Origin of the sequence: Pseudomonas sp. Irchel 3H3 (genome assembly GCF_900187635.1) — a bacterium.
Classification (GTDB): domain Bacteria; phylum Pseudomonadota; class Gammaproteobacteria; order Pseudomonadales; family Pseudomonadaceae; genus Aquipseudomonas.
This window is the reverse complement of sequence record NZ_FYEC01000013.1, coordinates 89967-114050: the sequence shown is the minus strand read 5'-3', so window position 1 is coordinate 114050 and position 24084 is coordinate 89967. Positions and strand designations below refer to the sequence as shown.

General features: G+C 63.9%; 23 protein-coding genes. 19 read left to right on the top strand and 4 right to left on the bottom strand.

The genetic code is table 11. The features are described from left to right. Positions 1-400: 400 nt before the first annotated feature. On the bottom strand, positions 401-2680 hold the full coding sequence (gene katG / locus CKW24_RS15900; protein WP_095169132.1) for a catalase/peroxidase HPI: 2280 nt from the start codon (positions 2678-2680) through the stop codon (positions 401-403). 390 nt (positions 2681-3070) lie between these two features. On the opposite strand from katG, the gene CKW24_RS15895 reads away from it, so the two are divergent. After that, positions 3071-3670, top strand: coding sequence for a hypothetical protein (locus CKW24_RS15895; RefSeq protein ID WP_095169131.1), 600 nt, complete (start codon positions 3071-3073; stop codon positions 3668-3670). A 127-nt stretch (positions 3671-3797) separates the two neighbouring features. Here the strand turns inward: CKW24_RS15895 and gstA are convergent, their stop codons facing one another. Beyond that, entirely contained in the window at positions 3798-4427 is a 630-nt protein-coding gene (gene gstA / locus CKW24_RS15890) for a glutathione transferase GstA (RefSeq protein WP_095169130.1), read from the bottom strand. Positions 4428-4547: 120 nt separating this feature from the next. Between gstA and CKW24_RS15885 the strand changes: the two genes are divergently transcribed. Both CKW24_RS15885 and CKW24_RS15880 read left to right on the top strand, forming a co-directional pair. Continuing rightward, the gene (locus CKW24_RS15885) at positions 4548-4910 is read left to right on the top strand and encodes a helix-turn-helix domain-containing protein (RefSeq protein WP_095169129.1); all 363 of its coding nucleotides are present in this window, start codon (positions 4548-4550) and stop codon (positions 4908-4910) included. Positions 4911-5005: 95 nt separating this feature from the next. Then, entirely contained in the window at positions 5006-5506 is a 501-nt protein-coding gene (locus tag CKW24_RS15880; protein ID WP_095169128.1) for a GNAT family N-acetyltransferase, read from the top strand. 7 nt (positions 5507-5513) lie between these two features. Here CKW24_RS15880 and CKW24_RS15875 read toward each other — a convergent pair whose 3' ends face one another. After that, entirely contained in the window at positions 5514-5888 is a 375-nt protein-coding gene (locus CKW24_RS15875; protein ID WP_095169127.1) for a cytochrome c family protein, read from the bottom strand. 66 nt (positions 5889-5954) lie between these two features. Beyond that, positions 5955-6914 (bottom strand): GlxA family transcriptional regulator, encoded by a 960-nt coding sequence (locus CKW24_RS15870; protein WP_095169126.1) that lies wholly within the window; start codon positions 6912-6914, stop codon positions 5955-5957. Between the two features lie 153 nt (positions 6915-7067). Between CKW24_RS15870 and CKW24_RS15865 the strand changes: the two genes are divergently transcribed. The 16 genes from CKW24_RS15865 to CKW24_RS15790 all read left to right on the top strand — a co-directional run bounded on the left by CKW24_RS15865 (position 7068) and on the right by CKW24_RS15790 (position 23935). Then, a complete protein-coding gene (locus tag CKW24_RS15865; RefSeq protein WP_095169125.1) occupies positions 7068-7616 on the top strand; it encodes a thioesterase family protein in 549 nt (182 codons plus the stop codon). A gap of 75 nt (positions 7617-7691) precedes the next feature. Then, positions 7692-8363: a GntR family transcriptional regulator gene (locus CKW24_RS15860; RefSeq protein ID WP_095169124.1), complete on the top strand. Its 672-nt coding sequence runs from the start codon at positions 7692-7694 to the stop codon at positions 8361-8363. A 114-nt stretch (positions 8364-8477) separates the two neighbouring features. Continuing rightward, positions 8478-9410, top strand: coding sequence for a 4-hydroxyproline epimerase (locus CKW24_RS15855; protein ID WP_095169123.1), 933 nt, complete (start codon positions 8478-8480; stop codon positions 9408-9410). Continuing rightward, on the top strand, positions 9407-10522 hold the full coding sequence (locus CKW24_RS15850; protein WP_095169122.1) for an FAD-binding oxidoreductase: 1116 nt from the start codon (positions 9407-9409) through the stop codon (positions 10520-10522). Before CKW24_RS15855 ends, CKW24_RS15850 begins: the two co-directional genes overlap by 4 nt. Further along, positions 10515-10751 carry a (2Fe-2S)-binding protein gene (locus CKW24_RS15845; RefSeq protein WP_095169121.1) on the top strand — a complete coding sequence of 79 codons (237 nt, stop codon included), beginning with the start codon at positions 10515-10517 and terminating at the stop codon, positions 10749-10751. Before CKW24_RS15850 ends, CKW24_RS15845 begins: the two co-directional genes overlap by 8 nt. Continuing rightward, the gene (locus CKW24_RS15840; protein WP_095169120.1) at positions 10748-12004 is read left to right on the top strand and encodes an FAD/NAD(P)-binding oxidoreductase; all 1257 of its coding nucleotides are present in this window, start codon (positions 10748-10750) and stop codon (positions 12002-12004) included. The genes CKW24_RS15845 and CKW24_RS15840 overlap by 4 nt, the downstream gene beginning before the upstream one ends. 74 nt (positions 12005-12078) lie before the next feature. Further along, positions 12079-12828: an AraC family transcriptional regulator gene (locus CKW24_RS15835; RefSeq protein ID WP_095169119.1), complete on the top strand. Its 750-nt coding sequence runs from the start codon at positions 12079-12081 to the stop codon at positions 12826-12828. A 441-nt stretch (positions 12829-13269) separates the two neighbouring features. Beyond that, complete coding sequence (locus tag CKW24_RS15830; protein ID WP_095169118.1) at positions 13270-14088, top strand: transporter substrate-binding domain-containing protein; 819 nt, start codon at positions 13270-13272, stop codon at positions 14086-14088. Between the two features lie 10 nt (positions 14089-14098). After that, positions 14099-15877: an aconitase X gene (locus CKW24_RS15825; RefSeq protein ID WP_095169117.1), complete on the top strand. Its 1779-nt coding sequence runs from the start codon at positions 14099-14101 to the stop codon at positions 15875-15877. Next, positions 15870-16535, top strand: coding sequence for an amino acid ABC transporter permease (locus CKW24_RS15820; RefSeq protein ID WP_095169116.1), 666 nt, complete (start codon positions 15870-15872; stop codon positions 16533-16535). The genes CKW24_RS15825 and CKW24_RS15820 overlap by 8 nt, the downstream gene beginning before the upstream one ends. A 10-nt stretch (positions 16536-16545) precedes the next feature. Next, a complete protein-coding gene (locus tag CKW24_RS15815; protein WP_095169115.1) occupies positions 16546-17196 on the top strand; it encodes an amino acid ABC transporter permease in 651 nt (216 codons plus the stop codon). Continuing rightward, entirely contained in the window at positions 17189-17911 is a 723-nt protein-coding gene (locus CKW24_RS15810; protein ID WP_095169114.1) for an amino acid ABC transporter ATP-binding protein, read from the top strand. Before CKW24_RS15815 ends, CKW24_RS15810 begins: the two co-directional genes overlap by 8 nt. A gap of 780 nt (positions 17912-18691) precedes the next feature. Beyond that, complete coding sequence (locus tag CKW24_RS15805) at positions 18692-19720, top strand: proline racemase family protein (protein ID WP_095169113.1); 1029 nt, start codon at positions 18692-18694, stop codon at positions 19718-19720. A gap of 113 nt (positions 19721-19833) precedes the next feature. Continuing rightward, entirely contained in the window at positions 19834-20751 is a 918-nt protein-coding gene (locus CKW24_RS15800; protein WP_095169112.1) for a dihydrodipicolinate synthase family protein, read from the top strand. A gap of 71 nt (positions 20752-20822) precedes the next feature. Next, positions 20823-22214, top strand: coding sequence for a fosfomycin efflux MFS transporter AbaF (abaF, locus tag CKW24_RS15795; protein WP_095169111.1), 1392 nt, complete (start codon positions 20823-20825; stop codon positions 22212-22214). A gap of 134 nt (positions 22215-22348) precedes the next feature. Beyond that, a complete protein-coding gene (locus tag CKW24_RS15790; protein ID WP_095169110.1) occupies positions 22349-23935 on the top strand; it encodes an aldehyde dehydrogenase (NADP(+)) in 1587 nt (528 codons plus the stop codon). Positions 23936-24084: the final 149 nt, after the last annotated feature.

Genomic DNA, 24084 nt, shown 5'->3' with positions numbered 1-24084 from the left:
AAACGTGGCCGCAACTGCAGTTCTCTTTCTGGACAGGTCTACGACCTAGCGAACTGATCGCCCTGGAATGGGGGGATCTCGATTGGATCGCGGGGGAGATAAGGATCGTCAGGGCCAAGACGCGGGCTGCAAAGGAGAGTCGACCAAGACGTTAGCTGGGAGGCGCACAGTGAAGTTGCTGGCTCCGGCGCGAGAAGCGTTGCTCAAGCAGAAGGAGTTGACCTTCCTCGCTGGCGGCAGGGTGCGAGAATCCAATGTGGGTCGCCAAGCACCTCGGCCACCAAGACTGGACCATGATCGCCAAGGTGTATGGTCGCTGGATGCCCTCCGCTGATGTAGGAGCCGGAGGGCAGCCGAGGCACTTCCAACGGGTATTACCAGGGTTCTGCCAACCTTCCTTCTAGACGCCGCGATCTAACTCGAATCGATCCAGGTTCATCACCTTGGTCCAGGCCGCCACGAAGTCCTTGAGGAACGTCTGTTGGCCGTCGCTGCTGGCGTACACCTCCGCCAGCGCACGCAGTTGCGCGTTGGAGCCGAAGACCAGGTCGACGCGGGTGGCGGTCCATTTCACTGCCCCGCTATTACGGTCGCGGGCTTCGAAGGTCTCGTTGCTGTCCGAGGTGGGTTTCCACTCCACGCCCATGTCCAACAGGTTGACAAAAAAGTCGTTGCTCAGGGTTTGCGGCCGTTGGGTGAAGACACCGTGGGCGGTGTGGCCGACGTTGGTGTCGAGCACGCGTAAGCCGCCCACCAGGGCAGTCATTTGCGGTGCGGTGAGGGTCAGCAACTGCGCCTTGTCGATCAGCAACGCCTCCGCCGACACCCGGTAACGGGTCTTGAGGTAGTTGCGAAAGCCATCGGCGATCGGTTCGAGGAAGCCGAACGACTCGACATCGGTCTGCTCCTGGCTGGCATCCATGCGCCCCGCAGTGAACGGCACCGTCAGGCTGTGCCCGGCGTTTTTTGCCGCCTGCTCGATCCCGGCGCTGCCGCCCAGGACAATCAGGTCCGCCAGGGAGATTTTCTTGCCACCGGCCTGGGCGTTGTTGAACTCGCGCTGCACGGCTTCGAGTTTGCCCAGCACCTGGGACAGTTGCTCGGGTTGATTGGCCTGCCAGAACACCTGTGGCGCCAGGCGCAGGCGCCCGCCATTGGCGCCGCCGCGTTTGTCCGAGCCACGGAAGGTCGAGGCCGCGGCCCAGGCGGTGGACACCAGTTGCGCCACGCTCAGGCCCGAGGCCAGGATTTTACCCTTGAGCGCGGTGACATCGCTGTCGTCGACCAGGGCGTGGTCAAGCGCAGGAATCGGGTCTTGCCACAGCAGCTCTTCGTTGGGCAGTTCCGGGCCGAGATAGCGCGAGAGCGGGCCCATGTCGCGATGGATCAGCTTGAACCAGGCGCGGGCGAAGGCGTCGGCCAGTTGCTCGGGATTGTCGAGGAACCGACGCGAGATTTTTTCGTAGATCGGGTCGAAACGCAGGGCCAGGTCCGAAGTGAGCATGCTCGGGTTGCGCCGTTTCGAGGGGTCATGGGCATCGGGAATGGTCCCGGCACCGGCACCGTTTTTCGCCGTCCACTGGTTGGCGCCCGCCGGGCTTTTGCTTGGCTCCCAGTCGAAACCAAAGAGGTTTTCCAGGTAGTTATTGCTCCAGCGGGTCGGTGTGGTGGTCCAGGTCACTTCCAGCCCGCTGGTGATGGTGTCGCCGCCCTTGCCGGTGCCGAAGGTGCTTTTCCAGCCCAGGCCCTGCAACTCAAGGCCGGCGGCTTCCGGTTCGGCGCCAACATGATCGGCTGGGCCTGCGCCGTGGGTCTTGCCGAAGGCGTGGCCACCGGCGATCAGGGCCACCGTTTCTTCATCGTTCATGGCCATGCGCGCGAAGGTTTCGCGGATGTCCTTGGCCGAAGCCAATGGGTCCGGATTGCCCTCGGGGCCTTCCGGATTGACATAGATCAGGCCCATTTGCACAGCGGCGAGCGGGTTCTCCAGGTTGCGCCCCTGGTCGGTGCGGCTCTCTTCCTCGCCATGCAGGTCAGGCTCGGCCACCAGGGTGCCGTCGCCAGGTTCCTGCATCGGTTCCTGATCCTTGCCATAGCGTGTGTCACCGCCCAGCCACTTGTTTTCCGAGCCCCAGTAGACATCTTCATCCGGTTCCCAGACGTCCGCTCGCCCGGCGGAAAAACCGAAGGTCTTGAAGCCCATGGACTCCAGCGCGACGTTGCCAGTGAGGACGATCAGGTCGGCCCAGGAGATGTTTTGCCCGTACTTCTGCTTGATCGGCCACAGCAGGCGGCGTGCCTTGTCGAGGCTGACGTTGTCCGGCCAACTGTTGAGCGGGGCAAACCGCTGCTGCCCGGAACCCGCCCCGCCCCGGCCGTCACCGGTGCGGTAGGTGCCTGCGGCGTGCCAGGCCATGCGGACAAACAGCGGCCCGTAGTGGCCGAAGTCCGCCGGCCACCAGTCCTGGGAGTCGGTCATCAGTGCGTTGAGGTCTTGTTTGAGCGCCGCAAAGTCGAGGTTTTTGAACGCCTGGGCGTAGTTGAACCCCGGGTCCAGCGGGTCGGACAGCGAAGAGTGCTGGTGCAGGATGTTCAGGTTCAGTTGGTTCGGCCACCAGTCGCGGTTCTTCGTGCCACCGCCAGCGGCGTGATTGAACGGGCATTTCGATTCAGTTGCCATGTGTGAGCTACCTTTGGTCGAATTCATCCAGCTATTCGGCCCGGGATGGGCGCGATATAGCGACGAGCGAAATCAATGACATAGGCTGCAGGGCCGAGAGCTCGATCAACCGATCGGGAGGGTCACACGGCAAAACATGCGCGCGGCAATCAGCTTGCCGGCAACGGTGACCAACGTTAGGCCTGGTAAACGTGCAACGTCTTCCTGTCTCCTAGTCAGCGCTAATCCGGCCGGCTCGCGCCAGCGCAGGATTAAGGCTAGTCCCCAGTCATGGACAGGGCAAATAGCGCCAGTATTGCTTGGCGATAGAGATAATCTTTTATCCGCGCCCATAACGCCGTGCAAGCATCAAGGCTGTCAGCGTTCTGCTGTACGGGCGAGGTCCCGACCATGAATACGCGCGCATGCTCCACGGCATTCCACGAAGCGGGCCATGCCTTGGCTTTCTGGTGGAATGGCCGGCCAATCGAACGGGTCACCGTTCGCACCCCGGCCGAAGCCGCCAGCGGCCCGATGCTGGATCTGCACGGCAATCTGCAGCAGGTCGAGGGCCTGGTGGAAGCCAGCTATTTTGTCCTGCGTCCGTCCGCCGAGGCCCCCGGGGTGGCGGAATACCTGCCGTCGATGGTGGAGTGGATCGAGCGTGACCTGCTCAACTGTTTTGCCGGCCCGATAGCTGAAGCGATCTACCAGCAAGCACCGCCCGAGCAGTGCTTCAAGAGTGGAGGCCGAGGGGACTGGCTGCGGGGCGAAGAGTTGATCAGCCTGCTGCCTGCCCGAAAGTTGCTCGACGCCCACTCCCGCGCCATCGCCCGCTCCCAGTGCCTGCTGCAGCGCTATTGGCCGGCTGTCAGCACGCTGGCGCAGCGACTACAAACCCAGGGCACGCTAGACGGGCAAACCATCACCGCACTGTTGTGGGAGCTCAGTGGTGAATCCCCCGAGCGCCGCGATCACACCCTGGCGAGCCTCGACCGGCCTGGCGGTTGATTGCCTGCTTGTAGGAGCGGGTGCCCGCTTGCGGCCTGCTCGCGAAAAACCTGAGAGCGCCGCATTTACTCAGGAAGCACGCGTCATCGTTGACGACCATCGCGGGCAAACGGAGCGCTCCCACCACTCATTCCAACCCCTCCTGCAACAGCGCCCTCCTCACCGCCGGCCGCTGATAGACCCGGGCGTACCACCCCTCGAGATGGCTCAATCCGTCGAAGTGAATATCGGCCTTGTAGTAAGAGCGCAACCACCCCGCCTGGCCCCAACCGATGAGGGCAAACAGGTAGGCATCGGCGACCGTGAACCGCTCGCCGAGCAAATACTCACGGTCCGCCAGTTGCTCGTCGATCCAGGCAAAACGCTGTTCAAGCTTGGGCTTGGCGGTGTCCACATACTTGCCGGCCAACCCGGCATACAGCAACGGGATGAAGCCTTTGTGGATCTCCGAGGAGAGAAAACTCAACCACTCCTGCAACCGGTACCGCGCAAGCGTGCCATTGGCGGGTGCCAGCGCGGATTCGGGCCGCTGATCCGCCAGGTACTGCACAATCACCGGCCCCTCTCGCAACCGCGTGCCATCGTCCAGTTCCAGGATCGGCACATAGCCCAGCGGGTTGACCTGCAGATAATCACCTTCGCCCACCACCGTGTGCTGGCGGTGATCGACCTTGAGCAACTGGACGTCCAGCCCCAGTTCATTAATCACGATATGCGGCGACAGCGAGCAACTACCGGGGATGTAATACAGCTTCATGGGCGACTTCCAAAAAGGGTGAAGCCACATTCTTGGCGATCAGGTATATAAACGGAAGAAGGCACTTTTTTATCATCTAGGTACATAAAATATACCTGCCCGCACCCTGAGGAAGGCTCGATGAAACACAACGTGACCGGCTGCTCCGTCGAAGAAGCCATGCGCCTGCTCGGTGGCCGCTGGCGCTTGCTGCTGGTGTCCTACCTGCTCGATGGCCCCAAGCGCTTCAATCAACTGCGCCGTGACGTCCCCGGGATCTCCCAGCGGATGCTGACCCTGGACCTGCGCGCCCTGGAAGACGTCGGCCTGGTCAAACGCACGGTGTACCCGAGCGTCCCGGTCAAAGTCGAATATGAACTGACCGAAGACGGCAACCGCCTCCGCCCGGTGGTGGCGGTGATGCAGGAATTTGGTGTGTGGCTCAAGCTCAGCGGCCGCGCACGGATGCCAGTGGAGACTGCAGGACTGGCAGCAGAGGGATGAACCCTGGCTGTGGCAAACTGCGGCTCGATCGGCACAGCACAACTCTTCACTCACCATTCAACAGCAGGACTGCTCAAGCAAGGAGAAACAAGCCAATGCCAACCGTGCGCGTTCGCCCACTGCTCAAGACTGACATCCAAGCCTTGCTCAGATTTGAAATCGCCAACCGCGACTGGTTCGAATCGCAGATCGATCCGCGCGCCGCTGACTTCTACTCAGTGCCGGGGATTACCGCGCACGTCGAGGACTATCTGCGCGGGTTTGCCGAAGGGACCTGGCAGCCCCTGGTGCTCGAAGAAGCCACGCAGGGCATTGTCGGGCGGGCCAACCTGAAAGATATCGACTCGACCCTGGGCTGTGCAGAGGTCGGTTATCGGATCGATCACCGCTTCTGCGGCCAGGGCCTGGCCACCCTGGCCCTGCGGCAACTGATCCACCAGGCCCGCGAGCGCTGGCAACTGCAGCACCTGCTGGCGGATGTGTACAAACGCAATGTCGGCTCAAGCAAGGTGCTTGAACGCTGCGGATTTGTCCTTGAACCACGACCCGCCGCAGACCCACGCAAGCTCGATTACCGCCTGGTCCTGGGGCGCTGATGAGCGGTCACTGCGCCTGGAAGGTCTGCAGGTAGGCCAGCAGGTTGTCGATTTTCTGCGGATCGCTCAGGCCCCAGAAAATCATGCGGGTGCCCGGCACGACTTTTTTCGGCGCCTCCAGATAGGCGGTGAGGGTTTCGCGGGTCCAGACGAGGTTGGCCGCGCGCATGGCGTCGGAGTACTGATAATCCGTGGTGCTCGCGCTGGGGCGGCCGAAAATCGAGTTCAGCTGCGGGCCGAACGAGGCGCGCGCCGATTCGCCGACCTGATGGCAGCCGCCGCATGTGCGGTTGAACAGCTTCTCGCCGGCCGGCACATCGCTCGCGGCCCAGGCGCCGGTGCTGAGCAGCCAGGCGAGCGTCAGTGCTACGGTGTTCTTCATCCTGTGGATCCCATCGGTTATTGCTGACCAGCAGTGTGGGCGGCTATTGGAGCACGCGACCCGGCCTCAGCCCAGTCTCGGCTGAAATTTCTTGCGGTAGGCCGCCGGCAACAGGCCAACCCGTTGCTGGAACAGTCGGCGAAAAGAATTGCCATCGGCGTAACCCACCGCGTAGGTGATGCTGTCCAGGGTCATGCGGGTGGATTCCAGCAGTTGCTTGGCCTTTTCCAGGCGCAGAGTTTGCAGGTAGGCAATGGGCGTAGAGCCGGTGGCTTCCTTGAAGCGCCGCTTGAAGTTGCGCACCCCGAAGCCGAATTGCCGGGCGATGTCGTCGATCAACAGCGGCTGGGCAAAACGCTCCTCCAGCCACTCCTGGACCCGCAGGATCTCGCCATCGCCATGGTTCTTGGGCAAGGACCACAGCGCGTACACCGTTTGCTCGCGGCGCACGTTATCGATCAGCAGGTACTTGCCACAGGTGTGGGCCAGCTCCAGTGAGGCAAAGCGGCGGACCAGGTGCAGCAGCAGGTCAATCGCCGCACTGGCCCCTCCGCTGGTGATCAACTGCTGGTCTTCACAGATCATCTGGTCCTCGTCGAGATCGACTTCGCGGTAACGCCGGCGCATGTAGTCGGCAAACGCCCAATGGGTGGTGGCGCGCCGACCATCCAGCAAACCGCTCTCGGCCAGCATGAACGACGCGGTGCAAATCGACGCCATCACGGCGCCCTGCTGGTGCTGTTGCCGCAGCCACGGCCCATAGACGGCGAAGGTCGGCAAGGCATCCTTGAGGGTGAAGAGGAACCCGGGAATCAGCACCAGGTCGGTGCGGTGGATCTCGGCCAGCCCATGATCGACCCGCAACATCTGCCCTCCCCCAGCGGCAACAGGAGCGCCGTCGAGCGAAGCGCTGACCACCTCAAATGGCGGACTGTCGCTGAACAGGTTGGCCGCATTCAGCACTTCCAGGGCAATGGTGGCGGCGACGGCAGAACAGTGCTCGGCCAGTAGCAGGGTGATATGCATGGAGGACTCGTTTGCGCTTTTCGCATGGTTTAAGTCATTTGTGCACCTAGCTTAGCCGATTGGCCAGCTCTACAGTGCAGCGATTGTTTTCCTGGCTCCCGTTTCCGGGAATACGCTTTCGCTGGCCAACCAGCTCCATAAAAGGTACCTCGTATGAATCTGTGGTTTCGCTTGCTGTGCATGCTGTTTCGTCGACCGTGGCGCCAACCGGTGAACGGCCTGGCCACCACCGTCGTGCGCATGCGCGTCTGGCCGCTAGACCTGGACCTCAACCGCCACGTCACCAACGGTCGCTATTTCACCCTGGCCGATGTCGGGCGCATGGACTACGTACTGCGCAGCGGGGCATTTCGCGTGGCCCTGCGGCACAAGGCGGTGCCGATAGTCGGTGATGTCTGGGGCAAGTTCCGCCGCGAGCTGAAGCTGTTCGAACGCTTCGAGATCCACACGCGGATACTCGCCTGGGACGCCAAATGGAATTTTATGGAGCACCGCTTCGTCAGCAACGGCCGGGTGGTGGGCGTGGTGGTGATGCGCGGGCTGTTCCGGTCCGGCAAAGGCACGGTAGCGCCCAGCGAGTTCGTCGAGGAGATGGGCCTGGCTCCGCAGTCACCGTCGCTGCCCGAGTGGTTGGCCGCCTGGTCCCAGAGCTGTGACGACCTGAGCCTGCAACTGCGCGACGAGGAACGGGTCACGGCCTGAGGTGCTGTGGGGTGAAAGGAAGAAAAACCGAATTTCGTATACCCTATAGCAACCTCATTCCGAAGATTCGCCGCCGTGACCCAATCCAGACTCAACGCTCCCGACCTAGGCAATACGCCTTCGACTTCGGAAATCATCACCCGCCATCTGCGCGACGCCATTGTCGCCGGGCATTTTGCCGAGGATGAACCGATTCGTCAGGATGACATCGCGCGCCAGTTCAACGTCAGCAAGATCCCCGTGCGCGAAGCCCTCAAGCGCCTGGAGGCCGAAGGCCTGGTGATGTTCCAGCGCAATCGCGGGGCGATGGTCACGCGCATCTCCGATGCCGAGTTGGCGCAGATGTTCGAGGTGCGCATGCTGCTCGAAGACAAGGTGCTGCGCCTGGCCATTCCCAACATGACCGAAGCCACCTTCGCCCGGGCCGAGAGTATCTGCCAGGAGTTCATTGGCGAAGATGACGTCGGGCGCTGGGCCGAGCTCAACTGGCAACTGCACGCCTGCCTCTACGAGCCGGCGCAACGGCCCTTCCTGGTCAGCCTGATCCGCTCGGTCAACGACAAGCTGGAACGCTACCTGCGCATGCAGATGAGCCTGTCGGCCGGTAAGGAACGCGCCGACCACGAACACCGGGAAATCCTCGCGGCCTGCCGGGCCGGCGACGTCGACCTGGCGGTAAAGCTGCTCGATGAGCACATCGCCGGGGTCTGCCAGACCTTGTTCGAGCACCTGCCCCACGCCCATTGACTTTGCGCTGCACTGTGCCGATTTCGTCATCGGCAGCAGGTAAATCCATCAAGCCGGCACCCCGCTGCAAAGGCCACTCTTCTGTTCACTCATCTGAACGGACGTGGCCCTCCCATGAAACGCATCACCGTGATCGACTCCCACACCGGCGGCGAACCGACCCGCCTGGTCACCGCCGGCTTTCCTGATCTGGGCCGTGGCAGCATGGCCGAGCGGCGCCAGCTGCTGGCCGAGCACCACGACCAATGGCGCGCCGCCTGCGTCCTCGAACCACGGGGCAGCGATGTGCTGGTGGGCGCCCTGCTCTGCGAGCCAGTGGATCCGAGCGCCTGTGCCGGGGTGATTTTTTTCAACAACACCGGCTACCTGGGCATGTGCGGCCACGGCACCATCGGCCTGGTGGCATCCCTGGCGCACCTGGGCAAGATCGGCCCCGGTGTGCACAGCATCGAGACCCCGGTGGGCACGGTGCAGGCGACCCTGCACGAAGACCAATCGGTGAGCGTGCGCAACGTCCCGGCCTACCGCTACCGCAAGGCGCTGGCGCTGCAGGTGCCCGGTATCGGCCAGGTGGTCGGCGATATCGCCTGGGGCGGCAACTGGTTCTTCCTGATTGCCGAACATGGCCTGGCCATCGCCGGCGACAATCTGGAGGCCCTCACCGCCTACACCTACGCCGTGCAGCAGGCGCTGGAAGTCCAGGGTATCCGCGGGGAAGACGGCGGCCTGATCGACCATGTCGAACTGTTCGCCGCCGACCAGGACGCCGACAGCCGCAACTTCGTGCTGTGCCCCGGCAAGGCCTACGACCGCTCTCCGTGCGGCACCGGCACCAGCGCCAAGCTGGCGTGCCTGGCGGCCGACGACAAATTGCCGCCCGGACAGATCTGGCGCCAGGCCAGTGTCATCGGCAGCCAGTTCGAAGGCTCTTATGAATGGCAGGGCGAACGCATTATCCCGACCATTCGCGGGCGGGCCTTCATCAGCGCCGAAGCCAGCCTGATCATCGAGCAGGACGATCCGTTCGCCTGGGGCATTCGCCCGTGAGCGAGGGCCAGGTAGCCGATGTGATCGTGATCGGTGCCGGCATCATCGGCGCCGCCTGTGCCCAGGCGCTGGCCCGACGTGGCTTGCGGGTGCTGGTGCTGGACGCCGGCCTGCATGGCGCCACGGCGGCCGGCATGGGCCACCTGCTGGTGCTCGACGACAACCCGGCCGAACTGGCCCTGAGTCAGTATTCCCTGCAACGCTGGCGTGAACAGGCGCCGGCCCTGCCCGACAGTTGCGCCTACCGCAGCAATGGCACCCTGTGGCTGGCGGCCAATGCCGAGGAAATGGCCGTGGCCCATGGCAAATTCCTCAACCTGCGTGCCCAGGGCGTGGCCTGCCAACTGATCGGCGCCAGCGACCTGCGCCGACGCGAACCCGAGTTGCGCGAGGGCCTGGAGGGCGGGCTGCTGATCAATGGCGACGGCATCCTCTATGCCCCCGCCACCGCCGACTGGATGCTGCAAACACCGAACATCCAGCAGCGTCGGGCACGGGTCAGCGAACTCGACGGCAACCGCGTGCGCCTGGAAGACGGGCAATGGCTGAGCGCTGCAGCGGTGGTGTTGGCCAACGGCGTGCAGGCCCCCGAACTGTGCCCGGAACTGCCGATCGAACCGAAAAAAGGCCATCTGCTGATTACTGATCGCTACCCCGGCATCGTCACCCACACCCTGGTGGAGCTGGGTTACGTCACCAGCGCGCACAACGCCAGCGGCCCGTCGACTGCCTGCAACATCCAGCCACGGCCGACCGGGCAATTGTTCATCGGCGCCTCCCGGCAGTTCGGCACCAGCGATCCGCAGGTCGAGGGCTGGATGCTCGCCAAAATGCTCAGGCGCGCCTGTGACTACATGCCGGGGCTGACCCAACTCAATGGCATTCGCGCCTGGACCGGCTTGCGTGCGGCCAGCCCGGACGGCCTGCCGCTGGTGGGCCAGCACCCACAACAACAAGGCCTGTGGCTGGCGGTCGGTCACGAAGGCCTGGGGGTGACGACGGCCCCCGGTACCGCCGACTTGCTGGTGGCGCAACTGTTCGACGAACCCTCGCCCCTGCCCGCCCAACCCTATCTGCCGCAACGTTTTCTCGGAGAGCCCGTGTATGCCTGAATTGATGCTCGACGGTCGCCGCCTGCAGGTCAACGAGGGCACCAGCGTGGCCGCCGCGCTGGCCCTGGGTGGCGACGGCTGCAGCCGCACATCGGTCACCGGCCCGCGCCGCGCGCCCTTGTGCGGCATGGGCATTTGCCAGGAGTGCCGGGTGACCATCGACGGCCGCCGGCGCCTGGCCTGCCAGACCCTGTGCCGGGATGGCATGCAGGTGGAGACCCGCCCATGAAGCACTACGCCGACTTGCTGATCATTGGCGCCGGCCCCGCCGGCATCAGCGCCGCCCTGGCAGCCGCGCCCAGTGGCGCGCGCATCGTCCTGCTCGACGACAACCCGCTGCCGGGTGGGCAAATCTGGCGCGACGGCCCAGAGGCCCATCTGCCGCGCCAGGCCCGTAACCTACGGCAGCGCCTGGACGCCTGCAGCAACATCCGCATTCACTCCGCCACCCGGGTGATCGCCAGTAGCGGGCCAAAACAGTTGCTGGTGGAAGACCCGGAGCATGGCTGGCTGATCGAGTACGACAAGCTGATCCTGTGCACCGGGGCCCGCGAATTGCTGCTGCCCTTCCCTGGCTGGACCCTGCCCGGCGTCACTGGCGCCGGCGGTCTGCAGGCGCTGATCAAGGGTGGCCTGCCGGTGCAGGGCGCAACCCTGGTGATCGCCGGCAGCGGCCCACTGTTGCTGGCCAGCGCCGCCAGCGCCAAACAACACGGCGCACATGTGCTGCGCATTGCCGAGCAGGCCTCGCGCAGTGCGGTGGCCGGGTTCGCCACACAACTGCCGCGCTGGCCGGCCAAGCTGCTGCAGTCGTTGCGCCTGTTCGATCCGCAGTACCGCACCGCCAGCCATGTGCTCGCCGCCTTGGGCAGCGAACGCCTGGAAGGGGTGCGTCTGCAACAGCAGGGCAAAATCGTTGAACTGCAATGCCAGCGCCTGGCTTGCGGTTTTGGCCTGATCCCCAATATTCAGCTAGGCCAGGCCCTGGACTGCGCCATCGACGGCCAGGCCATCGCCGTGGATGCCTGGCAGGCCTGCAGCCGTACCGATCATTACGCTGCCGGGGAATGCACCGGGTTTGGTGGTAGTGAACTGGCGCTGGTGGAAGGCGCGATTGCCGGACATGCAGCGGTGGACGAGCGCCAGGCGGCCCAGCAGCTGTGGCCGCGTCGGGCGCGTTGGCAGGGATTCGCCAAGGCCTTGAACAACGCATTTGCCCTCGACCCGCAGCTCAAGACATTGGCCCAACCGGACACCCTGGTGTGCCGCTGCGAAGACGTGCCCTATGCGGCGCTGACCGAACACCACAACTGGCGCTCGGCCAAGCTGGCCACTCGCTGCGGCATGGGCGCCTGCCAAGGCCGGGTCTGCGGCGGTGCGGTGCAGCACCTGTTCGACTGGCCGGCCGCGGCACCCCGCCCACCCTTCAGCCCGGCGCGAATCGAGACCCTGCTGTGCCTGGATGAGCAGTCGGCGCCCTGAATCCCGTGCCGGCACTTTGCGTTGGACCGCCTTGCCACTATGATCCCGAGGGTCGCCACCAGACCCTCAGCGCCATGTACCCCACCCTCAACAGCTTCAAACCCTGCGACCTGCCGACCTTGCTCAGCAGCCTGCAAGCGATAACGCCGCTGCTCGACTCCCTGGCGGACGTGGTGTTTTTCATCAAGGACCGCGAGGCCCGCTACGCCTTCGTCAACCAGACCCTCGCCCGGCGCTGCGGCAAAAAACACAGCGACGAGTTGCTCGGGCTGACCGCCGACAGGGTGTTCCCGGCGCGCTTCGGCCCGCTGTACACCGAGCAGGATCGCCGGGTCCTGGCCAGCGGCCGGGAACTGTCCGACCAGCTTGAGCTGCACCTTTATTACGGCAACCAACCGGTCTGGTGCCTGACCCACAAACTCGCCTTGCGCGACCTGCAGGGGCAAATAGTCGGCCTGGCCGGCATTTCCCGCGACCTGCAGCTGCCCCAGGCCAACCATCCGGCATTCCACAAACTCGCCGCGGTGGACGCCCATATCCGCAGCCACTTCGCCCGCCCCATCAGCCTCGCCGAACTGACCGCGATCGCCGGGTTTTCCGTGGCGCAACTGGAACGCCACTGCAAGCGGGTGTTCCAGCTCACCCCACGGCAGATGATTCACAAGGCGCGGCTCGAGGAAGCTTCGCGACTATTGCTGGACAAAGACCTGCCCATCACCGAAATCGCCCTGCGCTGCGGCTACACCGACCACAGTGCCTTCAGCCGCCAATTCCGCGCCCTGACCAGCCTGTCGCCAAGCCAGTATCGCGATAACCAACCCTAACCAGCTTGAGACCGCTATCGCGAGCAAGCTCGCTCCCACAGGTTTGGTGCCTGCAACATCCGCGAGTACCCGAAACCACTGTAGGAGCGGGCGCCCGCTTGCGGCCTGCTCGCGAAGAACCCCATTACGCCGCGCTGAATCAGGTGCCACGCGCTGTCGTTGCGGTGGAACATCCGACAGCTCTCTCCCCTTGCCCCAGGTGTTCCTAAAAGGGGCGTGCGCCCACCCATTGCTCCCATATGTAACACCGCCCCCCCACCTCACCCGACGGCCATGCTGTCACTCTGCCTCCAGCCAATTCGCCGCAGCACGCCTACCGCAAGGGCTGAGAAAAAAATCTGCTTTTACACTGGAAACAGGCACGTTGATTGCTATTGTTAATATCGTATACGAAATCCCCAATACGCTACCCAACAGCACTTCACCCATCACGAGGCCTCTATGAAAAACCCCGCATTTGCCGTAGCCCTCAGCGCTGTGCTCAGTACCTCCTTTATTGCCACCGCCCAGGCCGACAAGCTCGACGACATCGTCGGTTCGGGCAAGCTGCGCTGCGCCGTGACCCTGGACTTCCCGCCCATGGGTTTTCGCGATGAAGGTAACAACCCGGCGGGTTTCGACGTGGACTATTGCCACGACCTGGCGAAGATCCTCGGGGTCGAGGCTGAAGTGGTGGAGACGCCGTTCCCCGACCGGATTCCGGCGCTGGTCTCCGGGCGTGCCGACGTGATCGTTGCCTCCACTTCCGACACCCTGGAGCGGGCCAAGACCGTCGGCCTCACCGTGCCGTACTTCGCCTTCCAGATGGTGGTGCTGACCCGCGACAACACCGGCATCAACAGCTTCGACGACATCAAGGGCAAACCCGTCGGCAACACCAGCGGCACCTATGAAGCGATTGCCCTGGAAAAGGACGTGAAGAGCTGGGGCAGCGGCAGCTTCCGCGCCTACCAGTCGCAGAATGACACCTTGCTGGCGGTCGCCCAGGGCCACATCGACGCCACGATCGTGACCAACACAGTTGCCGCCGCGACCATTAAGTCGGGCAAATACAAGAACCTGAAAATCGCCGGCAACGCACCCTACGTGATCGACTACGTGTCGTTGGGCGCCAAGCGTAACGAGTACGGCCTGCTCAACTACCTCAACCTGTTCGTCAACCAGCAGGTGCGCACCGGGCGCTACAAAGAGCTGTTCGTCAAATGGGTCGGCACCGAGATCCCGCCGACCAACCTGACCGTGCCTCAGGTCTACTACTAAGGTGTCCGGCATGCCTAGGCTCACTTCTCTGACCGGGCGCTGTCTGGTCCCGGGCGCCGCCGAAGGCGCCTTGCTGTTCGCCGATGTCGGCCTGAGTTTCTGGGGCGGGGTCGATCCGTGCAGCGGTGAGGTCATCGACCGTCACCACCCCCTCAGCGGCCAACACCTGGCCGGCCGGGTGCTGGCGATTCCCAGCGGCCGCGGCTCCTGTACTGGCAGCAGCGTGCTGATGGAGTTGATCAGCAACGGTCATGCCCCAGCGGCACTGGTGCTGGCCGAACCGGATGAGATCCTGACCCTGGGCGTGCTCGTGGCGCAGACGATTTTCCAACGTTCCCTGCCGGTGCTGTGCATCGGCCGGGAGGCCTTTGCCACCCTGCGCGGCATGGCGGTCGCGCGGGTCGAAGACAGCGCCCTGAGCCTGTTCGAGCAAGCACCCGGAGATGCCTGGCAGGCACCCGACAACGCCCTGCGCAAACCCGACAACCACAGCACCCTGGAACTCAGCGAACTGGATCAGGCACTGCTCGCCGGCCACCATGGCCAGGCCGCGCAAGTGGCGATGCAGATCGTCCTGCGCATGGCCCGGTTGCAGGGCGCGCAACGCCTGGTGGATGTCACCCAGGCGCACATCGACGGCTGCATCTACACCGGTCCGGCCAGCCTGCGGTTTGCCGAACAACTGGTGCAGTGGGGCGCGAAAGTGCGCGTGCCCACCACCCTCAATTCGATCTCCGTGGACCAGCGCCGCTGGCGCGAACTGGGCATCGATCCTGCCCTCGGCGTACCGGCCAGTGCCCTGGGAGATGCCTACATGGCGATGGGCGCACAACTGAGCTTCACCTGTGCACCGTACCTGCTCGACAGCGCCCCCCAGGCCGGCGAGCAGATTGTCTGGGCTGAATCCAATGCCGTGGTCTACGCCAACAGCGTGCTCGGCGCACGGACCCTCAAGTACCCGGACTACCTGGACATCTGCATTGCCCTCACCGGTCGTGCGCCCCTGATCGGCTGCCACCTGGACGCCCAGCGCAAGGCCGGTCTGCAGGTGCAGGTACCCGAACTGGCGGACCTGGACGACGCGTTCTACCCGCTGCTCGGCTACCACATCGGCGCCCTGGCCGGCAGTCGTATTCCCCTGGTGCTGGGTCTGGAACAGCGCCAGCCGAGCCTGGATGACCTCAAGGCCTTTGGCGCGGCGTTCGCCACTACTTCGGCGGCGCCGATGTTCCATATTGCCGGGGTCACCCCCGAGGCGCTCGACCCGCGCCAGGTGCTGGAGGCCGATGTCCTGCTCCCCCAGGAAAACATCCACCTGCAAGACCTGCTGGTGAGCTGGCGTGAACTCAACAGCGCCCGCGACAGCCGGGTCGATATGGTCTCCCTGGGCAACCCGCACTTTTCCCTGAGTGAATTTGGCCACTTGGCGCGTTTGTGTCGCGGCCGGCACAAGCACCCCGCGGTGGTGGTCGCCATCACCTGCGGCCGTGCGGTGCTGGAGCAGGCGCGAGCCGCCGGGCACATCGCGGTGATTGAAGCCTTCGGCGCGACCCTGGTCACCGACACCTGCTGGTGCATGCTCGGCGAGCCGGTGATCCCGCTGGCGGCTACCACCCTGATGACCAACTCGGGCAAATACGCCCACTACGCACCCGGCCTGGTGGGGCGCAAGGTGCACTTCGCCAGCCTCAAGGAATGTGTCGAAGCCGCCTGCACCGCCACAACCAGCGGGCGCCTGCCGGCCTGGCTGCAACCTGCTGCCCGCCTGGAGAATCCTGCGCATGTTTGACTACAGCTTCCAATGGCGCTCGGCCCTGCGCGCCCTGCCGGACATGCTTGCCGGCGCCCTGGTGACCTTCGAGACGGCAGCCCTGTCGATGATCTTCGGGGTGCTGATCGCCCTGGCCCTGACGGTGATGCGCGAAACCCGCAACCCGCTGCTGCGCGGGATCGGCAACGGCTGGGTATCGATTGCCCGCAACACCCCGTCGCTGTTCCAGATCTACGTCCTGTACTTCGGCCTGGGTTCGCTCGGCTTGCATGTCAGTTCGTGGTTCGCCCTGCTCGCCGGGATCACCTTCAACAACGCCGGCTACCTGGCGGAAAACTTTCGTGGGGGCCTCAAGGCCGTGCCCGACACCCAGGTGCGCGCCGCACGCTCGCTGGGCATGAGCGCGTTCCAGGCCTATCGCCTGATCATCGTCCCGCAACTGCTGCGCATCGTCTTCTACCCGCTGACCAATCAAATGGTCTGGGCGGTACTGATGACCTCGCTGGGGGTGATCGTCGGGCTGAACAACGACCTGACCGGGGTGACCCAGGACTACAACGTCAAGACGTTCCGCACCTTCGAGTACTTCGCCATTGCCGCGGTCCTGTACTACCTGATTGCCAAGGCGATCGTCGCGGTGGCCCGACTGCTGTCGTGGCGGCTGTTCCGTTACTGAGGAAGTGAGCATGTTTACCACCAGCTTCTCGATCAATGACCTGCTGTTCCTGCTCAACGGTGCCTGGGTCACGCTGCAACTGACGTTCTGGTCGATCATCCTCGGCACCGTGGCCGGGCTGCTGTTTGGCTTGCTGCGCGCCCTGATGCCACGGGCCAGCCTGCCCCTGGCCTGGGTGCTGGACGTGTTTCGCAGCGTGCCGTTGCTGATCCAGTTCGTGCTGTTCAACTCGCTGAAAAGCATCGTCGGCCTGAACATCAGCGCCTTCAGTGTCGGCTGCATCGTGCTGGGGGTGTACGCCGCTGCGTACTTCACCGAAATCGTGCGTAGCGGTGTGCTCTCGGTGCCCTACACCCTGCGCCGCGCCAGTCGCTCCCTGGGTCTGAGCTACCTGCAGGACCTGCGCTGGATCGTCCTGCCGATGGCTACCCGCGTGGCCTTCCCCGGCTGGCTGAACCTGGTCCTGAGTGTGATGAAAGACACCGCGCTGGTGATGTGGATCGGCATCGTCGAACTGCTGCGCGCCTCGCAAACCATCGTCACCCGCATCCAGGAGCCGTTGTTGGTGCTGTGCGTCGCGGGTCTGATCTATTACGTCATGAGCCTGGTGGTTGCCCGCCTGGGCGCTCGTCTGGAAAGAAGGTGGCAAGAAAATGATTGAGATCGACAACGTACACAAATCCTTCGGCGACCTGGAAGTGGTCAAGGGCGTCAGCCTGACGGTGAACAAGGGCGAGGTGGTGTCGATCATCGGCGGCTCGGGCTCCGGCAAGTCGACCCTGCTGATGTGCATCAACGGCCTGGAACCGATCCAGAAAGGCAACATCCGCGTCGACGGCATCGAGGTCCACGGCAACGGCACCGACCTCAACCGCTTGCGGCAGAAAATCGGCATCGTGTTCCAGCAATGGAACGCCTTCCCGCACCTGACGGTCCTGGAGAACGTGATGCTGGCGCCGCGCAAAGTACTGGGCAAAAGCAAGGCCGAGGCTGAGGAGCTGGCGGTCAGGCAACTGACTCACGTGGGCCTGGGCGACAAGCTCAAGACCTTCCCCGGCAAGCTTTCCGGCGGCCAGCAACAACGCATGGCCATCGCCCGCGCCCTGGCGATGTCGCCGGACTACATGCTGTTCGACGAAGCCACCTCGGCCCTCGACCCACAGTTGGTGGGCGAAGTCCTGGACACCATGCGCATGCTCGCCGAAGACGGCATGACCATGGTTCTGGTGACCCACGAAATCCGCTTCGCGCGGGATGTCTCCGACCGCGTGGCGTTCTTTCGCAACGGCCTGGTGCACGAGATCGGCTCGCCGGACCAGGTCATCGGCAACCCGCTGCACGCAGAGACCGCGACGTTTCTCAAATCGGTGAAATAACCCCAATCCTGTGGGAGCTGGCTTGCCAGCGATGGTCGTCAACGATGACATGTGCAGTCTGGATAAACGCGTCGCTCTTGCGACCATCGCGAGCAAGCTCGCTCCCACAGGGTTGGGTGGTGTACACAAAATCGATGGCCGCCACAGATCAATGTGGGAGCGGGCTTGCCAGCAATGGTCGTCAACGATGACATGTGCAGTCTGGATAAACCCGTCGCTCTTGCGACCATCGCGAGCAAGCTCGCTCCCACAGGGTTGGGTGGTGTACACAAAATCGATGGCCGCCACAGATCAATGTGGGAGCTGGCTTGCCAGCGATGGTCGTCAACGATGACACGTGCAGTCTGGATAAACGCGTCGCTCTTGCGACCATCGCGAGCAAGCTCGCTCCCACAGGGTTGGGTGGCGTACACAAAATCGATGGCCGCCACAGATCAATGTGGGAGCTGGCTTGCCAGCGATGGTCGTCAACGATGACACGTGCAGTCTGGATAAACGCGTCGCTCTTACGACCATCGCGAGCAAGCTCGCTCCCACAGGGTTGGGTGGTGTACACAAAATCGATGGCCGCCACAGATCAATGTGGGAGCTGGCTTGCCAGCGATGGTCGTCAACGATGACACGTGCAGTCTGGATAAACGCGTCGCTCTTGCGACCATCGCGAGCAAGCTCGCTCCCACAGGGTTGGGTGGTGTACACAAAATCGATGGCCGCCACAGATCAATGTGGGAGCGAGCCTGCTCGCGATGAGGCCCAAACAGACAACAACAGGAGGACAGCATGCGTTCATCAAAAGTCATTCACGTCGTCAGTTGCCACGCCGAAGGCGAGGTCGGTGATGTAATCGTCGGTGGCGTTGCACCGCCACCCGGCGCCACGCTGTGGGAACAGTCGCGCTGGATCGCCCAGGACCAGACCCTGCGCAACTTCGTGCTCAACGAACCGCGCGGCGGGGTGTTCCGCCACGTCAACCTGCTGGTGCCGGCCAAGGACCCGCGGGCGCAGATGGGCTGGATCATCATGGAACCGGCCGACACCCCGCCGATGTCCGGGTCCAATTCCCTGTGCGTGGCCACCGTGCTGCTGGACAGCGGCATATTGCCGATGACCGAACCACAAACCCGGCTGGTACTCGAAGCCCCGGGCGGCCTGATCGAAGCGGTCGCCGACTGCCGGGACGGCAAGGTGCAACGGGTGGAGGTGAAAAACGTGCCCTCCTTCGCCGATCGCCTCGACGCTTGGATCGAAGTCGAAGGCCTGGGATCGCTGCAGGTCGATACCGCCTACGGCGGCGACAGTTTTGTGATCGCCGATGCCCAAGCCCTGGGTTTCTCGATTCGTCCCGATGAGGCGGCGGACCTGGTGGCGGTCGGGCTGAAGATCACCCGCGCGGCCAACGAGCAATTGGGCTTCGTCCACCCGCTGAACCCAGAGTGGTCGCACATTTCCTTCTGCCAACTAGCAGCCCCGATCGTGGTGGAGAACGGCATTGCCACTGGCGCCAACGCGGTGGTGATCCAGCCCGGCAAGATCGACCGCTCGCCCACCGGCACCGGCTGCTCGGCACGCATGGCCGTGTTACACGCCAAGGGCCTGATGCAGGTCGGCGAACGCTTTATCGGCCGCTCGATCCTTGACTCCGAGTTCCACTGCCGCATCGATTCGCTGACCGAAGTCGCCGGACGCGCTGCCATCTACCCATGCATTTCCGGGCGGGCCTGGATCACCGGCACCCATCAACACCTGCTCGACCCCAGCGACCCGTGGCCACAAGGCTATCGCTTGTCGGACACCTGGCCCGGCGCCTGAGTCTGCCCGGACCAACGGCAGCAAAACCCCTGTTTATTTTGCAAAAAGCACTAGCCGAGCTTCGGCATTTAAAATATCGTATACGAAATACAAAAAACCAATCGGAGGCAACAATGAGCAAGCGCATTAACTGGAGTGGCGTCTTCCCCGCGGTGACCACCCAATTCAACGATGACTTCTCGATCAATCTGGAAAAAACCCACCAGGTGATTTCCAACGTGATTCGCGATGGCGTATCCGGGCTGGTGGTCTGCGGTTCGGTAGGCGAAAACACCTCCCTGACCGCGGAAGAGAAAATCGCCGTGACCGAAGTCGCGGTCGACGCTTCCCGCGGTCGGGTCCCGGTGATCTGCGGCGTGGCCGAGTTCACCAGCGTGCAAGCGGCCAAAGTGGCCAACGCCGTGCGCCGGGTCGGGGTCGATGGCGTGATGCTGATGCCAGCGCTGGTCTACGGCTCCAAGCCGTTCGAGACCGCCGAGCACTACCGCTACGTGGCGAAAAATGCCGACGTGCCGCTGATGGTCTACAACAACCCGCCGATCTACAAAAACGACGTGACCCCGGACATCCTGATTTCCCTGGCCGACTGCGACAACGTGGTGTGCTTCAAGGACTCCTCCGGCGACACCCGGCGCTTCATCGATGTGCGCAATGAAGTCGGCGATCGCTTCGTGCTGTTCGCCGGCCTCGACGACGTGGTCCTGGAAAGCATCGCCGTGGGTGCCGAAGGCTGGGTCTCGGGCATGTCCAACGTGTTCCCCAAGGAAGGCGAAACCATCTTCCGCCTGGCCAAGGCCGGGCGCTTCGCCGAAGCCATGCCGATCTACGAGTGGCTGATGCCGATCCTGCACCTCGATGCCCGTGCCGACCTGGTGCAGTGCATCAAGCTGTGTGAAGCCATCGCCGGTCGCGGCAGCGCACTGACCCGTCCGCCACGCCTGGCCCTGCCGGAAGCCGATCGGGCATTCGTCGAGCAGATCATGGCCAAGGCCCTGGCCAACCGTCCGGAGTTGCCGGACGTCGGTCTCTGAGTGAGTGCCGGGCGGACCTTCGCAGGTCCGGCCCGGCTGCCTGTTTTTGCGCCCCTACAGGAAACGCCAGCATGTCCAACGCTCAACCCACTCAAAGCGCAACCACCCCCGCAGGACTCAAACGTGTCGTCGGTGCCGCCATGGCCGGTACCGTCGCCGAATGGTATGAATTCTTTCTCTACGGTACGGCCTCGGCACTGGTCTTCGGCCAGCTGTTCTTTCGCCAGACCGACAGCCCCATCGACGGCATCATCGCCGCCTTCGCCCTGTACGCCGTAGGCTTTCTCGCCCGTCCCCTGGGTGGCCTGGTGTTCGGTCACTACGGCGACAAATTCGGCCGCAAGCGCCTGCTGCAACTGAGCCTGGTGGTAGTCGGTATCACCACCTTCCTCATGGGCTGCCTGCCCGGCTTCGACCAGATCGGTTATGCCGCGCCGGTGTTACTGGTGCTGTTGCGATTGATCCAGGGCTTCGCCTTTGGTGGTGAATGGGGCGGCGCGATCCTGCTAGTCTCCGAACACTGCCCGGACAATCGCCGTGGGTTCTGGGCCAGTTGGCCGCAAGCCGGGGTTCCGGCGGGCAACCTGGTGGCCACGGTCGCCCTGCTGCTGTTGTCGTCGAACCTGTCCGAGGAGCAATTCCTCGCCTGGGGCTGGCGCGTGGCGTTCTGGTTCTCGGCCGTGGTGGTACTGATCGGCTACTGGATTCGCACCAGCGTCGACGATGCCCCGATCTTCAAGGAAGCCCAGGCTCGCCAGGCGCAGACCAAGCAGCAACAACTGGGGGTGGTGGAAGTCCTGCGCCATCACTGGCGTGCGGTGCTGGTCGGGATCGGCGCACGGTTTGCCGAGAACATCCTCTACTACACGGTGGTGACCTTCTCCATCACGTACCTCAAGCTGGTGGTGCACAAGGACACCTCGGAAATCCTGTTCCTGATGTTCGGCGCCCACCTGCTGCATTTCTTCCTGATCCCGCTGATGGGCTACCTGTCGGATATCGTCGGACGCAAACCGGTGTACCTGACCGGGGCGGTACTCACCGCGTTCTGGGGCTTCATCGGCTTCCCGCTGATGGACACCGGCAACAACTGGCTGATCATGGCGGCGATTACCCTGGGCCTGGCCATCGAGTCGATGACCTACGCGCCCTACTCGGCGCTGATGGCCGAGATGTTCCCGACCCATGTGCGCTACACCGCCCTGTCGCTGTGCTACCAGGTGGCGCCGATCTTCGCCGGTTCGCTGGCTCCGCTGATCGCCATCACCCTGCTGAACAAGTACCACAGCTCGACACCGATCGCCTGGTACCTGGTCGGCGCGTCGCTGATCTCCATCGTGGCCGTCGGCCTGACTCGGGAAACCCGTGGCAAGTCCTTGCACCTGGTGGATGCCGAATCCGCGGCACGGATCGCCGCCCTCGACCCGAACGCCACCCCACGCCGCGCCGACTCACTGGCGTAACCCGGTCTGTCTGTTGGGGCGGGCTCCCGCTTGCGGCTCCCGCTTGCGGCGCCTGTTTGCGGTGCCCGCTTGCGGCGTGTTCCCGCCCCGACAAAACCAGCAGAGCCGACCCCATTTTTCACAGGAGCTTTTGCATGTCCGACCTTCTCGGCCACAACTACATTGGCGGTGCCCGCAGCGCCGCTGGCAGCCAAACCTTGCGCAGTTACGACGCCAGCACCGGCGAGCCCCTGTCCTACGCTTTCAGCCAGGCTACCGAGGCTGAGGTGGACGCCGCCGCCCAGGCCGCCGCGAGCGCCTATCCGGCCTTTCGCAGCTTGGCGGCCAGTCGCCGCGCCGAGTTCCTCGAGGCCATTGCCGAACAACTGGAGGCGCTGGATGAACAGTTCATCGCCCTGGTCAGCCGCGAGACCGCGTTGCCGACAGCGCGCATTCAGGGCGAACGGGGTCGCACCAGTGGCCAGATGCGTCTGTTCGCCCAAGTCCTGCGCCGCGGCGATTTTTATGCCGCGCGCATCGACCGCGCCCTGCCCGATCGCCAGCCATTGCCCCGCGTGGACCTGCGTCAGTACCGGATCGGTGTGGGTCCGGTGGCAGTGTTTGGTGCCAGCAATTTCCCCCTGGCCTTCTCCACCGCCGGCGGCGACACGGCCGCAGCCCTGGCCGCCGGATGCCCGGTGGTGTTCAAAGCCCACAGCGGGCATATGGCGACGGCCGAACGAGTCGCCGATGCGATCATCCGCGCCGCCGAACAGACCGGCATGCCCAAGGGTGTGTTCAACATGATCTACGGTGCCGGGGTCGGTGAAACCCTGGTCAAGCATCCGGCGATCCAGGCAGTCGGCTTTACCGGTTCATTAAAAGGCGGTCGGGCCCTGTGCGACATGGCCGCCGCACGCCCGCAACCGATCCCGGTGTTCGCCGAGATGAGCAGCATCAACCCGGTGCTGGTGCTGCCCGACGCCCTGCGGGTACGGGGTACGACAATCGCCAGTGAACTAGTGGCCTCGGTGGTCCAAGGGTGCGGGCAGTTCTGCACCAACCCAGGCTTGGTGATCGGGATTCGCTCTGGCGAATTCAGTGCCTTCATCGAGCAGCTCAGTGCCCTGATGGCCGAGCAGCCGGGGCAAACCATGCTCAACGCCGGCACGCTGGCGAGCTATACCCGGGGGGTCGAAGCGTTGCACGCGCATCCGCAGGTCAGCCACCTCGCCGGCCGCGCGCAACAGGGTCGCCAGGCCCAGCCGCAGTTGTTCAAGGCTGACAGCCGTCTGTTGCTCGAGGGTGACCCGCTGTTGCAGGAGGAAGTCTTCGGTCCGACCACCGTGCTGGTGGAAGTGGCCGACGCCGCTGAATTGCAGCGCGCGCTGCACGGCTTGCACGGTCAACTGACGGCGACGCTAATTGCCGAAGCCGCTGACTTGCAGGCCCATGGCGAGCTATTGCCGTTGCTGGAGCAGAAGGTTGGCCGGGTGCTGTTCAACGGCTACCCGACCGGGGTCGAGGTGTGTGACGCGATGGTCCACGGCGGCCCTTACCCTGCCACCTCCGATGCTCGAGGCACCTCGGTCGGCAGCCTGGCCATCGAGCGTTTCCTGCGCCCGGTGTGCTACCAGAACTGCCCCGACCAGCTACTGCCCGAGCCCCTGAAAAACGCCAACCCACTGGCCATCAACCGCCTGGTTGACGGCAAACAGCAACGTGAAGCCATCAGCCAATAAGCGGGTTGCTCCAGGTGAGCGGGTGTATGCGGAACCTGTGGGCACCTAATATCACTGTAGGAGCGGGCGCCCGCTTGCGGCGCCCGCTTGCGGCTTGCTCGCGATGGTCGTCAACGATGACGCGCAAAGCCTGATTCACCGCGCCGTCA

What these genes read in the sequence shown, in the direction of transcription:
- katG (WP_095169132.1), bottom strand. Translation starts at nt 2,680, where the DNA reads ATGGCAACTGAATCGAAATGCCCGTTCAATCACGCCGCTGGCGGTGGC.
- CKW24_RS15895 (WP_095169131.1), top strand. Translation starts at nt 3,071, where the DNA reads ATGAATACGCGCGCATGCTCCACGGCATTCCACGAAGCGGGCCATGCC.
- gstA (WP_095169130.1), bottom strand. Translation starts at nt 4,427, where the DNA reads ATGAAGCTGTATTACATCCCCGGTAGTTGCTCGCTGTCGCCGCATATC.
- CKW24_RS15885 (WP_095169129.1), top strand. Translation starts at nt 4,548, where the DNA reads ATGAAACACAACGTGACCGGCTGCTCCGTCGAAGAAGCCATGCGCCTG.
- CKW24_RS15880 (WP_095169128.1), top strand. Translation starts at nt 5,006, where the DNA reads ATGCCAACCGTGCGCGTTCGCCCACTGCTCAAGACTGACATCCAAGCC.
- CKW24_RS15875 (WP_095169127.1), bottom strand. Translation starts at nt 5,888, where the DNA reads ATGAAGAACACCGTAGCACTGACGCTCGCCTGGCTGCTCAGCACCGGC.
- CKW24_RS15870 (WP_095169126.1), bottom strand. Translation starts at nt 6,914, where the DNA reads ATGCATATCACCCTGCTACTGGCCGAGCACTGTTCTGCCGTCGCCGCC.
- CKW24_RS15865 (WP_095169125.1), top strand. Translation starts at nt 7,068, where the DNA reads ATGAATCTGTGGTTTCGCTTGCTGTGCATGCTGTTTCGTCGACCGTGG.
- CKW24_RS15855 (WP_095169123.1), top strand. Translation starts at nt 8,478, where the DNA reads ATGAAACGCATCACCGTGATCGACTCCCACACCGGCGGCGAACCGACC.
- CKW24_RS15845 (WP_095169121.1), top strand. Translation starts at nt 10,515, where the DNA reads ATGCCTGAATTGATGCTCGACGGTCGCCGCCTGCAGGTCAACGAGGGC.
- CKW24_RS15840 (WP_095169120.1), top strand. Translation starts at nt 10,748, where the DNA reads ATGAAGCACTACGCCGACTTGCTGATCATTGGCGCCGGCCCCGCCGGC.
- CKW24_RS15835 (WP_095169119.1), top strand. Translation starts at nt 12,079, where the DNA reads ATGTACCCCACCCTCAACAGCTTCAAACCCTGCGACCTGCCGACCTTG.
- CKW24_RS15830 (WP_095169118.1), top strand. Translation starts at nt 13,270, where the DNA reads ATGAAAAACCCCGCATTTGCCGTAGCCCTCAGCGCTGTGCTCAGTACC.
- CKW24_RS15825 (WP_095169117.1), top strand. Translation starts at nt 14,099, where the DNA reads ATGCCTAGGCTCACTTCTCTGACCGGGCGCTGTCTGGTCCCGGGCGCC.
- CKW24_RS15820 (WP_095169116.1), top strand. Translation starts at nt 15,870, where the DNA reads ATGTTTGACTACAGCTTCCAATGGCGCTCGGCCCTGCGCGCCCTGCCG.
- CKW24_RS15815 (WP_095169115.1), top strand. Translation starts at nt 16,546, where the DNA reads ATGTTTACCACCAGCTTCTCGATCAATGACCTGCTGTTCCTGCTCAAC.
- CKW24_RS15810 (WP_095169114.1), top strand. Translation starts at nt 17,189, where the DNA reads ATGATTGAGATCGACAACGTACACAAATCCTTCGGCGACCTGGAAGTG.
- CKW24_RS15805 (WP_095169113.1), top strand. Translation starts at nt 18,692, where the DNA reads ATGCGTTCATCAAAAGTCATTCACGTCGTCAGTTGCCACGCCGAAGGC.
- CKW24_RS15800 (WP_095169112.1), top strand. Translation starts at nt 19,834, where the DNA reads ATGAGCAAGCGCATTAACTGGAGTGGCGTCTTCCCCGCGGTGACCACC.
- abaF (WP_095169111.1), top strand. Translation starts at nt 20,823, where the DNA reads ATGTCCAACGCTCAACCCACTCAAAGCGCAACCACCCCCGCAGGACTC.
- CKW24_RS15790 (WP_095169110.1), top strand. Translation starts at nt 22,349, where the DNA reads ATGTCCGACCTTCTCGGCCACAACTACATTGGCGGTGCCCGCAGCGCC.